Origin of the sequence: Catellatospora sp. NPDC049111 (genome assembly GCF_040648615.1) — a bacterium.
Classification (GTDB): domain Bacteria; phylum Actinomycetota; class Actinomycetes; order Mycobacteriales; family Micromonosporaceae; genus Catellatospora; species Catellatospora aurea.
In genome coordinates this window covers 16,536-29,237 of sequence record NZ_JBEZEB010000009.1, presented here as the reverse complement: position 1 = coordinate 29,237, position 12,702 = coordinate 16,536, and the positions used below count along the sequence as shown (strand labels likewise).

Below are 12,702 nucleotides of genomic sequence, written 5' to 3'. Positions count from 1 at the left end.
GCTAGCCGATGGTGTTCGGCGTGGCCGCGTCCAGCTGGGCGTAGCCGCGCCGGACCGCGTGCTCGGCCTCGCGTCGCCCGGCCTCGCCCCAGCGGGCCAGCGAGCTGGCGGCGGCCACCTTGGCCACGTCGCCGCTGTCGCCGTGCGCCTCGCGGATCAGCCAGTCCAGGGCGGCCAGCTCGTCGTGGGCGATGGTCAAAAACTCCGCGTCGACGATCTCGCCGTGGCCCGGCACCACCACCGTGTCCGGCCCGGCCGTGCGCGACAGCGCGAGCAGCGTCTCCGGCCAGTCCAGCGGGAAGGAGTCGGCGAACCCCGGTGGGGCGCCCTCCTCGACCAGGTCCCCGGCGACGAGCACGTCGTCCACGCGTACCACCAGGTCGCCGGCGGTGTGGCCGCGGCCGTGCCAGGACAGGCGCACCTGCCGGCCGCCGATGTCGATCAGGTCCTCGCGCTCGACGGGGCTGTCCGGCGCGCGCAGCACGACCCGGCCCAGGTCGCGGGCGATCTGCTCGTCGTCGGCCAGCAGTTCCTGCTCCCAGGAGCGCTGCCACGCGCGGCCGTTCTCGCGCAGCTCGCGTACGCACTCGCGGTGGCCCCAGATGGGGGTGGCGGGCCCGGCCAGGGTCGCGTTGCCGAAGCAGTGGTCGAAGTGGAAGTGCGTGTTCACGATGCCGAGCGGCTTGGTGGTCACCCGCAGCACGGCCTCCTGCAGCTCCCGGGCCTGGGCCTCGGTCGACAGGGTGTCCACCAGCAGCGCGCCGGTCTGCCCGGTGATCAGCGTGCAGTTCACCCGCAGGTACGGGTACACCAGCACGAACACCCCGTCGGCGATCTCGGTGAACTCGGTCATGACGTCGTCGCCTTCTCCACGAAGCGGTGCCGGTCCACCAGGACCCGCTCCACCCGACCCTCCGCCGCGACGGTCTCGCCGTCGCGCACGGTCACCTCGAAGGTGAGCTTGCGGCCGTCGACCTTCGTCAGCAGCGCCTCCGCCACCACGGTACGGCCTACCGGCGTCGCCGACCGGTGATCCAGCTCGACACGCGTCCCGACCGTGGTCTGCCCGGATTCCAGCACCCGCGCGGTCGCCGCGACCGTGGCCGCCTCCGCCAGCGCGACCACCCGCGGCGTGCCCAGCACTCCGACGTCGCCCGAGCCCAGCGCCTGCGCCGTGTCCGCGTCACTCACCGTCAACTGCACCTTCGCCGTCAGGCCTGCTGTGAGCTGCTGCATGCGCCACAGCCTAGGCGCTCACCCCGCCGCCCGCACGCACCCGTCACCGCGCTCGCCGCCCACCCGGCCGCCTGTCGCAACGGTGAGCAGGCCAGCCGTCCGACGGCTCGCTGCGGTGCCGTCACCCCGTCGGGGCGGCGGGATCGGCGACCACGCGGCACAGTGGCGGTACACATTGGAGGTGGCGGTGCCGGTCGACTTCGACGGGGAGCTGCTGGAGGTGACGGCGGCCGGGGGGCTGGCCGCGGCGCACACGGAGCAGATCCGGCAGGCGGTCTACGACGGGCGCCTGCTGCGCTTCCCCGACCCGGCGTGGCGGTGCGCCTACCTGGGCGCGGGCGAGGAGAAGGCCTGCTTCGGCGTACGCGACGGCGACGGGCGCATGTTCGTGCTGGAGGTCATCGACGAGCGCACGTACCTCAACGGGCGCTTCGTGGGCGGGGCCTACTTCGGCGACCACCGGGTGCCCGGCCTGGCCGGGGTGCCCAAGTCGGCGCGGGCGACCGTCGGGCTGCGGTTCACCGGCCTGGTCAAGGCACGGCAGTGGGTGCACGGCCACGAGTGGGCGCGTTTCCCGTGGCGGCCGGACCGGCGCGGCCGCCTCGACGGGCTGCTCACCGGATACCTGCGGCTGGTCCTCGGCGGCCGCTACGAGCGCTACCGACGGCAGTACTCCGACGTGCACGAGCGCAACGTGATGTTCGAGGTGCGCCCGGCCCGTGCCCGGGGGGTGCCGGTGCTCGCCCGGGATCTGTCCGGCCGGATCCGGCTGGTGCGGGTCGGCCTGCAGCCGATCGACCTGCGCTGATCAGAGCGGGGCGATCCAGTAGAGCTGCTTGTGCCCGCGCGCCTCCATCTCGGCGGCCAGCTGCTCGGCCTCCGCACGGGTGTCGCACCGGCGCACCTCGTACCGGTTGCCGTTGTCGTCCTGCCGCCACACCACCCAGCGCTGCGAAGCCTGTTCGGCCTGCACTTCGTCCCCTCGCTCCCCGGATTCTCCGGCCGCAAGCGCGACGAAGCTGGTCGATGCCGGAAGTGTAAGTCCACTTATAGTAAGTCGACTTACACTTCTGCGCGGGCCGCGCGGGCGCGGGTGGTCAGGTCGTCGGCCCAGGCGAAGGCCTCGGCCAGCGGCCGGTGCACCGCCGCGGCCGGGGTCGCGCCGGCGACGTCGACGTACACCGTGGCCAGGCCGAGGCGGCGCTGCCAGGGACCCTCGGTGACGCGGACGCTCTGGATCCGGGCGTACGGCACCACGGTCAGTTGCCGGGTCATCAGGCCGTCGACGGTGGCGAAGGCGTGCTCGGTCAGGCCCGCGGCGAGCACCCGGCGGCGCAGCGGCGCCAGCCAGCGCGCCCGGTGCGGCACCGGCGACAGGGGTAGCGCCGTGATGTCCAGCCCCGGCAGGGCCAGCGGCACCAGGGCCCGCGCGGTGTCCACGGTCGCCACGGGCAGCAGGCGGTCGGTCTCAGCCCGGCTCTGCTGGCCGTCGGCGCCCACCGAACTCTGCCCGGCGACCGCGAGGGTGACCCGCAGCCAGCCCTTGCCGCGCCACAGCAGCGGCCAGGTCACCGTCAGCGACTGGATGCGCCGCGGGGCGACCACCTGGCTGCGGGTCTCCAGCAGGCCGTGCCGGATGCGCAGGCGCTCGTCGGCGGCCCGGCCGATCCGGAAGTTCCAGAAGTTGAGGATGCGCATCACGGGCGCGCCGATGGTGCCCGCCACCGCGGTGACCATGCTGGCGACCGCGAAGACGCCGAAGTCGCTGTTGAAGGCCAGCTGGCCGACGATGTACAGGATGGCCAGCGGCGTGAACATCACCGGCGGGGTCAGGAACTGGCTGACCGTAACGTCGTTGTTGTCGACCCGGTAGAGGTCGGGCGGCTCGGGCCGCGCCGTGGACGGCTCGGGCTCGGCCGCAGCCGACTCGTCCGTCGGGGCCAGGGTCCGGGTGGCCAGCGCCAGCAGGCGGGTGCGCAGCACGTCGGCCTCGGCCAGGGGCAGGAACGCCAGTGGAGCCTCGGCCTTGCCGGCGCCGGCCACGTCCAGTTTCAGTTCGGCGAGCCCGGCCAGGCGGGCCAGCACCGGCTGCACGACCTCGATCGCCTGGAGCCGTTCCAGCGGCACCGCGCGGGTGCGCCGGAACAGCACGCCCTCGTGGATGCGCAGCTCCCGGCCGACCACCTCATAGCCGGTGAAGCGCCAGGCGATGGCGGAGTAGAGCAGCACCAGCACCAGCAGGCCGAGCAGGACCAGGGCGTACGTGCCGGGGCCGAGGTTCTGCAAGCCGCGCCAGGACACGGCGGCGATGACCAGGACCAGGGTGCGCACGCTCTTGAGCACCGGGCTGAGCGGGTGCAGCCGCTGCCGGGGCAGCATCTCGGCGGGTGTGGTCACAGGCCCTCACCGGCGTCCTCGCCCAGTGCGGCGAGCCGGTCGCGCAGGCGGGCGGCCTCGGCGGGCTCCAGACCGGGGATGGTCGCGTCGGAGGCCGCCGCGGCGGTGTGCAGCTGCACCGTGGCCAGCCCGAACGAACGCTCCAGCGGGCCGGCGGTGACGTCGACGTACTGCATGCGGGCGTACGGAACGATGGACAGGTGCCGGACCATCCGGCCGTGCCGGACCAGCAGGTCGCGCTCGCGCTCGGCGTAGCCGTAGGAGCGGGCGGCGCGCACCGCGACCACGCCCCGCACGACGGTGAACGCCAGCACCGCGACGGCCGCGAACAGGACCCAGCCCGAACCGGTGAAGGCCCAGACCACGCCGCAGATGGCGAGCAAAACCGCGGTGCTGATCGACACCCTGGTGAGTTCCAGCGCGACCAGGCGCGGCGAGACGGGACGCCAGGCGAGCTCGCCCGGCCACGGGTCGAGGGCGCTGCGCGTCGCGGTGTGCACGGGTGCTTCGGAGCGCGGGTCGGTCACCGTTCCGACGATAGACGATCAGGCCAGCGGCAGCGTTTCGCGCAGGAAGCCCCGCGCGGACAGGAAGTCGGCCAGGGTCTGCCGGTGCTCGTCGCAGGCGAGCCAGCTCTTGCGCCGCTCCGGGTCGTGCAGCTTGGGGTTGTTCCAGCGCAGGTCCCAGAGGGCCGCGTCGCGGCAGCCCTTGCGTGAGCAGATCAGGGGAGCCTCGGCCTCGATCACGTCGTGGAGCCTACCCGCGCAACAAAAAAGCCCGAGCAGGGCTCGGACTGTGTTTGGCGTGCCGGGCGGCCACGGGGGAAGCCGCCCGGCAACGCACGAATATTAACCACGCGCCGGGCGCGGAGGGAAGAGTGGCGGGGCATCCGTTCGGATGAAATGAAAAGCCGACACCGCCTGGCTCCGGCAGCCGATGGTTTCGCCGGAATAACGGCACTATGCCGCATAAGTCGGCTGTTCGTGCGAGGCTGGGGCAGATCAGGAACCCGTCGGTAACGAGGAGCCGTGGTGCAGCCCATCACGTACGACAACACCACCGGCCCCGCGCCGACCGGCAGCGCCGACCCCGTCGCCACCCCCGCGCAGGACGCCACGCTGCTGGAACGCGCACTGTTCGAGGTCAAGAAGGTGATCGTCGGCCAGGACCGGCTGATCGAGCGCATGTTCACGGCGCTGCTCGCCCGCGGGCACTGCCTGCTGGAGGGCGTGCCCGGGGTGGCCAAGACCCTGGCCGTGGAGACCCTGGCCACGGTCGTGGGCGGCTCGTTCGCCCGGGTGCAGTTCACGCCCGACCTCGTGCCCGCCGACATCGTCGGCACCCGGATCTACCGCACCGGCAGCGAGCGCTTCGACGTCGAACTGGGCCCGGTCTTCGTCAACTTCCTGCTCGCCGACGAGATCAACCGGGCCCCGGCCAAGGTGCAGTCGGCGCTGCTGGAGGTCATGGCCGAGCGGCACGTGTCGCTCGGCGGGGTCACCCATACCGTGCCGGATCCGTTCCTGGTCATGGCCACCCAGAACCCGATCGAGCAGGAGGGCGTGTACCCGCTGCCCGAGGCGCAGCGGGACCGCTTCCTGCTGAAGGTGCTGGTCGGCTACCCGACCGACACCGAGGAACGCGAGATCGTGTACCGGATGGGTGTCGCGCCGCCGCGCGCAGTGCCGGTGCTCACCACCGAGGCGCTGCTCGGCCTGCAGGAACGCGCCGACCAGGTGTTCGTCCACAATGCACTGGTCGACTACTCGGTGCGCCTGGTGCTGGCCACGCGCGCCCCGGCCGAACACGGGCTGCCCGACATCGCCCGGCTCATCCAGTACGGCGCCAGCCCGCGGGCCTCGCTGGGCCTGGTGCGAGCCACCCGGGCGCTGGCGCTGCTGCGGGGGCGCGACTACGCGCTGCCGCAGGACGTGCTCGACATCGCCCCGGACATCCTGCGCCACCGGCTGGTGCTCAGCTACGACGCGCTGGCCGACGAGATCCCCGCCGATCACATCGTCGCCCGGGTGCTGGCCGCGGTGCCGCTGCCCTCGGTCGCCCCGCGGCAGCAGGCGACATGAGCGTGACCTCGGCCGCCCCCGAGCGCACCGATGGCCAGGCCGCGCTGCGGCGGCTGCAACTGCTGGTCAACCGGCGGCTGGACGGACTCCTCCAGGGCGACTACCTGGGCCTGCTGCCGGGGCCCGGCAGCGAGGCGGGGGAGTCGCGGGAGTACCGGGCCGGCGACGACGTACGGCGGATGGACTGGCCGGTCACCGCCCGCACCACGGTCCCGCACGTGCGGCTGACCGTCGCCGACCGGGAACTCGAGACCTGGCTGGCCGTGGACCTGTCACCCAGCCTCGATTTCGGCACCGCCCGCATGCTCAAGCGCGACCTGGTGCTGGCGGCGACCGCGGCGATGACCCACCTCACCGTGCGCGGTGGCAACCGGGTCGGCGCGGTGATCAACGCGGGCGGCCCCGAGCTGGTTCGCCGCCCCGCCCGGCCCGGCCGGCGCGAGGCGCAGGGACTGCTGCGCACGGTGGCGCGGCTGATCGACGAGGGCGGCGCGGCGCGGAGCAGGCAGCGTCCCGCCGACAGCCTCGCGCCGCTGATCGAGGCGCTGAACAGCCCCCCGCGCCGGCGCGGGCTGGCCGTGGTCATCTCGGACTTCCTCGACCCGCCCGAGCGCTGGGCCTGGCCGCTGCGCAAGCTCGCCACCCGGCACGAGGTGCTGGCCGTCGAGGTGCTCGACCCGTGCGAGCTGGAGCTGCCCGCGGCCGGGGTGCTGGAGCTGCGCGACCCGGAGACCGGCGCGGTGCACGAGGTGCAGACCGGCGACCGTGACCTGCGCCGCCGCTACGCCCAGGCCGCGCTGCGCCAGCGCGAGTTGATCGCCGACGCGGTGCGTACCGCCGGGGCCCGGCAGGTGCGGCTGCGCACGGACTCCGACTGGCTGCTCGACCTGGTGCGGTTCGTGGCCGCGCAGCGACACCGCCGTACCCGCGGGGGGAGCCGATGATCCGTTTCCTGGATCCGATGTGGCTGCTGGCGCTGATCCCGGTGCTGGCCCTGGCCGGGGCGTACGCCGCCCGGCACCTGCTGCGGCGGTTCCGCCGCGACACCGCGCTGCCGTTCAGCAACCTGGAGCTGCTGCGCTCGCTGGTGCCCCGAGGGCTGGGCTGGCGGCGGCACGTGGCCGCGGGGCTGTTCCTCGCGGGCCTGTTCTCGCTGGTCACGGCGCTGGCGAGGCCATCGGTGGAGGTCGACGAGCCGCTGGAGCGGGCGACCATCATCCTGGCCATCGACGTGTCGCTGTCGATGCAGGCCGACGACGTGACCCCGACCCGGATCGAGGCGGCGCAGGAGGCCGCCAAGCAGTTCGTGCAGGAGCTGCCCGGCTCGTACAACCTGGGGCTGGTGTCCTTCGCCAAGTCGGCGAACGTGCTGGTCTCGCCGGGCAAGGACCGCGCGGCGGTGACCGAGGCGATCGACGCGCTGGAACTGGCCGAGGCCACCGCGACCGGCGAGGCCGTGTACACCTCGCTGGACGCGATCAAGGCCGTGCCCGGGGCCGGGGCCGAGGGGCCGCCACCGGCCCGGATCGTCCTGCTGTCCGACGGATACCGCACCTACGGCCGGGCGATCGAGGACGCGGCCGTCGCGGCGGTCGAGGCGAACGTGCCGGTGACCACGATCGCCTTCGGCACGGACGCCGGCATGGTGGACATCGCCGGGCAGCTGCAGCGGGTGCCGGTGGACCGGCAGGCGCTGGCGGAGCTGGCCGAGACGACCGGGGGCTTCTTCTACGAGGCGGCGTCGGCGGCCGAGCTGACCCAGGTGTACCAGGACATGGGTTCGTCGATCGGCCACAAGACGGTGCCCAAGGAGGTCTCGCAGTGGTTCGCGGCGGCGGCGCTGCTGCTGGGTCTGGGCGCGGGGGCGCTCAGCCTGCTGTGGACGTCACGCCTGCCCTGACGGCGGCTTTGCCCTGCACCCATTCGCTTGCTCTGCACCCGTCCGCGCAACCATCGTGGTGTTGCGCGGGCGGGTGCAGAGCAGAGCCGGTGGGTACGGCGCGCCGGCGGCGTCGCGGGCGCGGGCCGGTGGCGCTCAGCGGGCGCCGACCAGCACGAAGATGGCCACCACCCAGGTCGCGGCGAGGGTGAAGCCCAGCGGGGCGAGGTAACGGTTCATGACGAACTCCGGTGACTGTGTTGTGCACGCAACTACAGGGACACGCGGGTGTGAGTCATGACCAGGTCACAGCGCAGACCTCCCAGCCGGTGGCAGAACGCACCGGCTCGGTTTCGACGGGAGGACGCGCGGGGATGCGAGAGCTATGGCGCGGTCAGCGCACTGCGACTCGCAGGACCCGGCCATGACTCGGAGGATCGCTATCTCGCATAGCGATCACCTCCTTAGGCCGAAATCCAGCTCGCAAACGCCGTGATCATACCGTATGGGCGATCGTGATCCGCATCAGCCGTACCGGCAGGGTTTCCGTGTCCACCCGGACGGAGCAGTCTGTGGGAATCCCACAAAGATTATAGTCGGATTTAGTCACGGCCCCGTACCAGCCGCCTTCCGCGCAGCGTCCTAGGCTCAGGCGGAACAACCTGATCGCGAAGGAGTAACCGTGTCTCGTACCGTCCTCGTCACCGGCGGCAACCGCGGTATCGGCCTGGCGATCGCGCAGGCGTTCGCCAAGCAGGGCGACCGTGTGGCGATCACCCACCGGGGCACCTTCGACCAGTCGCTGGCGCCGGAGATCCTGGGCGTCACCTGCGACGTCACCGACCCCGCCGCGGTCGACGCGGCGTTCACCACCGTGGAGAACGAGCTGGGCCCGGTCGAGGTGCTGGTCGCCAACGCCGGCATCACCGACGACACGCTGCTGATGCGCATGTCGGAGGAGCAGTTCGGCCGGGTGCTGGACACCAACCTCAGCGGCGCGTGGCGCTGTGCCCGCCGCGCCTCGACCAAGATGGTCCGCGGACGCTGGGGCCGCATGATCTTCATCTCCTCGGTGGTCGGCCTGTACGGCGGCGCGGGGCAGGTCAACTACGCGGCGAGCAAGGCCGGCCTGGTCGGCATGGCCCGCTCCATCACCCGCGAGCTGGGCACCCGCAACATCACCGCGAACGTGGTGGCCCCCGGCTTCATCGAGACCGACATGACCGACAAGCTCACCGACGAGCGCAAGGCCGAGATCCGCAAGGCCATCCCGGCCGGCCGCATCGCCGCGGTCGACGAGATCGCCGGCGTCGTCACCTGGCTGGCGGGCGACACCGCCGGCTACATCTCCGGCGCGGTCATCCCCGTCGACGGCGGCCTCGGCATGGGCCACTGACCCGCCTTCTCGCGCGGTCGATCATGAACTTACGGACGTGCTGGGCGGCGTGTCGCCACCCTGGCACCGTGATCAACGAGATTTCGAATGAGGAGTAGACGTGCTGCTCGAAGGTAAGCGCATCCTGGTCACCGGCGTGATCACGGAGCAGTCGATCGCGTTCAACGTCGCGAAGATCGCCCAGGAGCAGGGCGCGACCGTGGTGCTGACCGGCTACGGCCGCCTGTCGCTGGTGGAGCGGATCGCCAAGCGGCTGCCCGTCACCGCGCCGGTGATCGAGCTGGACGCGACGAACCCCGAGCAGCTGGCGGCCCTGGCCGACAACGTGCGCGGGTACGTCGACGGGCTCGACGGCGTGGTCCACTCGATCGGCTTCGCGCCGTCCACCGCGCTCGGCGGCACGTTCCTGCAGACGCCGTGGGAGGACGTCGCCACCGCGGTGCACGTGTCGACGTACTCGTACAAGGCGCTCGCGATGGCCACCCTGCCGCTCATGCCCAACGGCGGATCGATCGTCGGCCTGACCTTCGACGCCACCGTCGCCTGGCCGGTGTACGACTGGATGGGCGTGGCCAAGGCCGGCCTGGAGTCCGCTTCCCGCTACCTCGCCAACTACCTCGGCGACCAGGGCATCCGCAGCAACCTGGTGTCGGCCGGCCCGCTGCGCACCATGGCCGCCAAGTCGATCCCCGGCTTCGAGAAGTTCGAGGAGTCCTGGACCGAGCGCGCTCCGCTGGGCTGGAACCTCACCGACACCGTGCCCACCGCCAAGGCCGTCTGCGCCCTGCTGTCCGACTGGTTCCCCGCCACCACCGGCGAGATCATCCACGTCGACGGCGGCTATCACGCCCTCGGCGCGTAACCGCCCCGAGCGACTCTTGACGAGTCGCGCCTTCCGGACGTCACCCAGGCCGCAGCTCTTTCAGAGTTGCGGCCTGGGGCGTCTGGGCCTCGGCCCAGGTCGTGGCCGCGCGCGTGCTGTGACGTGTGTGGGATGGCGGGTGGGTGATGTGTGGGCGGTCCGGGTGGGGTTCTAGCCTTTTACGCATGTACGACGCCTTCCTGCTGTTGTCGTTCGGTGGTCCGGAACACCCCGACGAGGTGCTGCCGTTCCTGCACAACGTGACGCGGGGCCGGGGCGTGCCCCCGGAACGCCTGGCCGAGGTCGCCGAGCACTACCTGCGCTTCGGCGGGGTGTCGCCGATCAACGAGCAGTGCCGGGAGCTGGTCACCGCGATCCGGGCCGACTTCGCGGCCAACGCGGTGGACCTGCCGGTGTACTGGGGCAACCGGAACTGGCGGCCGATGCTGGCCGACACCCTGGCGCAGATGCGCGATCACGGCATCGGGCACGCGGTGGCGCTGGCGACCAGCGCGTACGGGTCGTACTCGTCGTGCCGGCAGTACCTGCAGGACATCTCCTCGGCGCGGGCCGCGGTCGGGCCGCGCGCCCCGGTCGTGGACAAGCTGCGCCACTTCCACGACCACCCCGGCTTCGTCGAGCCGTTCGCCGACGCGGTGGCCGCGGCGCTGTCGACGCTGGACGTGACCCAGCACGCGACCACCCGGCTGGTGTTCACGGCGCACTCGATCCCGGTGTCCATGGCGGAGTCGAGCGGCCCGTCCGGCGGGCGCTACGAGGCGCAGTTGCGCGAGACCGCCCGGCTGGTCGCCGAGCGGGGCGCGCCGGGCCTGTCCTGGGACCTGGTGTGGCAGAGCCGCTCGGGCGCGCCGCACATCCCGTGGCTGGAGCCCGACGTCAACGACCACCTGGAGGCGCTGGCCAAGGAGGGCGTGACCCAGGTGGTGGTGAGCCCGATCGGGTTCGTCTCCGACCACCTGGAGGTGCTGTGGGACCTCGACGAGGAGGCCGCGGCGACGGCGCGCCGGCTGGGCCTGGGCTTCGCGCGGGCGGGCACCCCCGGCGCGGACCCGCGCTTCGTGGCGATGGTGCGCGACCTCGTGTTGGAGCGGATGGCGCCGCCGGGGGACCGCACCCGGGCCGCGCTCGGTAGGCTCGGGCACTGGGATGTCTGTGCGAGCAACTGCTGCCCGCCGCCGGTGCGCAGCAACAGAGAGGGAACCCGATGACCGACCGTAAGCCGATCGCCGCCTGGTTGACCGACATGGACGGCGTACTGGTCCACGAGGGTGAGCCGGTGCCGGGCGCGCCGGAGTTCATCGGCCGGCTGCGGGCCTCGGGCGTGCCGTTCCTGGTGCTCACCAACAACTCCATCTACACCCCGCGCGACCTGCACGCGCGCCTCACCCGGCTGGGCTTCGACCTGCCGGAGTCGGCGATCTGGACGTCGGCGCTGGCCACCGCCCAGTTCCTGGCCGACCAGCGGCCGGGCGGCACGGCGTACGTCATCGGCGAGGCGGGCCTGACCACGGCCCTGCACGCGGCGGGCTACATCATGACCGACTACGAGCCGGACTACGTGGTGCTGGGCGAGACCCGCAACTACAGCTTCGAGGCGATCACCACGGCGATCCGCCTGATCAACAAGGGTGCCCGGTTCATCTGCACCAACCCGGACGCCACCGGACCGTCCAACGAGGGCGCGCTGCCCGCCGCGGGCTCCGTCGCCGCGCTGATCACGAAGGCCACCGGCATCGAGCCGTACTTCGTGGGCAAGCCGAACCCGATGATGATGCGCTCGGCACTCAACAAGATCGGCGCGCACTCGGTGCAGGCCGCGATGATCGGCGACCGGATGGACACCGACGTGCTCTGCGGCCTGGAGGCCGGGCTGCACACCATCCTCGTGCTCACCGGCATCGCCACCAAGGCCGATGTGGAGCGCCACCCCTACCGGCCGTCGCGGGTCATCAACTCCGTCGCCGACCTGATCGACGAGGTCCAGCCGCTGCAGGCCGAGGCGGAGGCCGCCTAGCTCTCGAACGGGGCGTTGCAGGCGGCGACGAGGGCGGCGCGGCAGGCGGCGGCGAGCGGGCGCAGGGCCTCGTCGCGCTGCTGGGCCTCGAAGCTGTTCAGCGCCCCGCCCGGGGCGGCCTGGCCGGCCAGCGTGAGCACCCGGTCGAGCACGCAGGCACGGGCGTAGAGCCGCCGGGCACGCGGGTCGTAGCCCGGGGGCAGGTCGGTCTCGGCGTCGGGCTTGCGCAGCGCCTGGAGCGCCCCGGCGAGCTCGGGCCGCCACTGCGCCACGTCCAGGCGTACCAGCCGGGTGGTGGTCTCGGTCAGCGCCTGGCTCAGCGCGCCGTCGGCCTCGCGCACCCCCGGCAGGTGCGCGCTCGGGGCCTCCGGCAGCTCGAACGCGCGCCACAGCACGGTGGTGAAGGTGACGCCCGAACCGGACGTGTGCTGCCGCGCCTCGGGCACCAGGCCGAGCCGGCTGGCGATGACCCCCTCGCCGTTGACCAGCGCGTGGCTGGTGAACGGGCCGGGGCCGGGCAGCCCGCGCGGGTCGCCGGGCACCGGCAGCACCAGCCGGATCTCGTCGGGGTGCAGCTTGGCCAGCGCGGGCAGGGCCTCGCGCAGTCCGACCTCCTCGCGCCACTGGCCGGGCAGGTCGCGCACGTGCTGCTCCTCCTCGGCGGTCAGGTCGTCGAGGATCTCGTCGAAGGACACCAGTCCGGCGCGCCAGGCCCGGGTCCACGCGACGAAGCGGGCGGACCGGCGCGTGGTCAGGGTCACCTGCGCTGCGGGGGACATGCCGACCAGGGTACGTGCTGTTCCTGGGGTTTGTCCC

15 protein-coding genes are annotated in these 12,702 nt (G+C 72.6%); 8 read left to right on the top strand and 7 right to left on the bottom strand.

Going from position 1 to position 12,702, the window contains the following annotated elements:
* Nucleotide 1 precedes the first annotated feature (1 nt).
* On the bottom strand, nucleotides 2-853 hold the full coding sequence (locus AB0B66_RS15575; protein WP_360529076.1) for an MBL fold metallo-hydrolase: 852 nt from the start codon (nucleotides 851-853) through the stop codon (nucleotides 2-4).
* Nucleotides 850-1,236, bottom strand: coding sequence for a hotdog domain-containing protein (locus tag AB0B66_RS15570; RefSeq protein WP_360529073.1), 387 nt, complete (start codon nucleotides 1,234-1,236; stop codon nucleotides 850-852). Before AB0B66_RS15570 ends, AB0B66_RS15575 begins: the two co-directional genes overlap by 4 nt.
* 115 nt (nucleotides 1,237-1,351) lie before the next feature.
* On the opposite strand from AB0B66_RS15570, the gene AB0B66_RS15565 reads away from it, so the two are divergent.
* Nucleotides 1,352-2,044 carry a hypothetical protein gene (locus AB0B66_RS15565; RefSeq protein ID WP_360529070.1) on the top strand — a complete coding sequence of 231 codons (693 nt, stop codon included), beginning with the start codon at nucleotides 1,352-1,354 and terminating at the stop codon, nucleotides 2,042-2,044.
* On the opposite strand, the gene AB0B66_RS15560 is transcribed toward AB0B66_RS15565, so the two are convergent.
* The 4 genes from AB0B66_RS15560 to AB0B66_RS15545 form a co-directional block, all read right to left on the bottom strand.
* Nucleotides 2,045-2,209 (bottom strand): hypothetical protein, encoded by a 165-nt coding sequence (locus tag AB0B66_RS15560; RefSeq protein WP_360529067.1) that lies wholly within the window; start codon nucleotides 2,207-2,209, stop codon nucleotides 2,045-2,047.
* A gap of 89 nt (nucleotides 2,210-2,298) precedes the next feature.
* Nucleotides 2,299-3,633 carry a PH domain-containing protein gene (locus AB0B66_RS15555; protein ID WP_360529064.1) on the bottom strand — a complete coding sequence of 445 codons (1,335 nt, stop codon included), beginning with the start codon at nucleotides 3,631-3,633 and terminating at the stop codon, nucleotides 2,299-2,301.
* The gene (locus AB0B66_RS15550; RefSeq protein ID WP_360529061.1) at nucleotides 3,630-4,160 is read right to left on the bottom strand and encodes a PH domain-containing protein; all 531 of its coding nucleotides are present in this window, start codon (nucleotides 4,158-4,160) and stop codon (nucleotides 3,630-3,632) included. The genes AB0B66_RS15555 and AB0B66_RS15550 overlap by 4 nt, the downstream gene beginning before the upstream one ends.
* 18 nt (nucleotides 4,161-4,178) lie before the next feature.
* Nucleotides 4,179-4,379 (bottom strand): acetone carboxylase, encoded by a 201-nt coding sequence (locus AB0B66_RS15545; RefSeq protein ID WP_360529058.1) that lies wholly within the window; start codon nucleotides 4,377-4,379, stop codon nucleotides 4,179-4,181.
* 294 nt (nucleotides 4,380-4,673) lie between these two features.
* On the opposite strand from AB0B66_RS15545, the gene AB0B66_RS15540 reads away from it, so the two are divergent.
* From AB0B66_RS15540 to AB0B66_RS15510, 7 genes are all read left to right on the top strand, one after another.
* Nucleotides 4,674-5,714 (top strand): MoxR family ATPase, encoded by a 1,041-nt coding sequence (locus AB0B66_RS15540; RefSeq protein ID WP_360529590.1) that lies wholly within the window; start codon nucleotides 4,674-4,676, stop codon nucleotides 5,712-5,714.
* Nucleotides 5,711-6,658 carry a DUF58 domain-containing protein gene (locus AB0B66_RS15535; protein WP_360529055.1) on the top strand — a complete coding sequence of 316 codons (948 nt, stop codon included), beginning with the start codon at nucleotides 5,711-5,713 and terminating at the stop codon, nucleotides 6,656-6,658. The genes AB0B66_RS15540 and AB0B66_RS15535 overlap by 4 nt, the downstream gene beginning before the upstream one ends.
* Nucleotides 6,655-7,614 carry a VWA domain-containing protein gene (locus tag AB0B66_RS15530; protein ID WP_360529052.1) on the top strand — a complete coding sequence of 320 codons (960 nt, stop codon included), beginning with the start codon at nucleotides 6,655-6,657 and terminating at the stop codon, nucleotides 7,612-7,614. The genes AB0B66_RS15535 and AB0B66_RS15530 overlap by 4 nt, the downstream gene beginning before the upstream one ends.
* 661 nt (nucleotides 7,615-8,275) lie before the next feature.
* Nucleotides 8,276-8,989, top strand: a complete 714-nt coding sequence (gene fabG, locus AB0B66_RS15525) for a 3-oxoacyl-ACP reductase FabG (protein ID WP_120315934.1) — start codon at nucleotides 8,276-8,278, stop codon at nucleotides 8,987-8,989.
* Nucleotides 8,990-9,089: 100 nt separating this feature from the next.
* The gene (gene fabI, locus AB0B66_RS15520; RefSeq protein ID WP_360529048.1) at nucleotides 9,090-9,851 is read left to right on the top strand and encodes an enoyl-ACP reductase FabI; all 762 of its coding nucleotides are present in this window, start codon (nucleotides 9,090-9,092) and stop codon (nucleotides 9,849-9,851) included.
* Between the two features lie 185 nt (nucleotides 9,852-10,036).
* Nucleotides 10,037-11,080, top strand: coding sequence for a ferrochelatase (locus tag AB0B66_RS15515; protein ID WP_360529045.1), 1,044 nt, complete (start codon nucleotides 10,037-10,039; stop codon nucleotides 11,078-11,080).
* Nucleotides 11,077-11,886 carry an HAD-IIA family hydrolase gene (locus AB0B66_RS15510; protein ID WP_360529042.1) on the top strand — a complete coding sequence of 270 codons (810 nt, stop codon included), beginning with the start codon at nucleotides 11,077-11,079 and terminating at the stop codon, nucleotides 11,884-11,886. Before AB0B66_RS15515 ends, AB0B66_RS15510 begins: the two co-directional genes overlap by 4 nt.
* Here AB0B66_RS15510 and AB0B66_RS15505 read toward each other — a convergent pair.
* A complete protein-coding gene (locus AB0B66_RS15505) occupies nucleotides 11,883-12,665 on the bottom strand; it encodes a hypothetical protein (protein WP_360529039.1) in 783 nt (260 codons plus the stop codon). The two genes, AB0B66_RS15510 and AB0B66_RS15505, sit on opposite strands and share 4 nt — an antisense overlap.
* Nucleotides 12,666-12,702 lie beyond the last annotated feature (37 nt).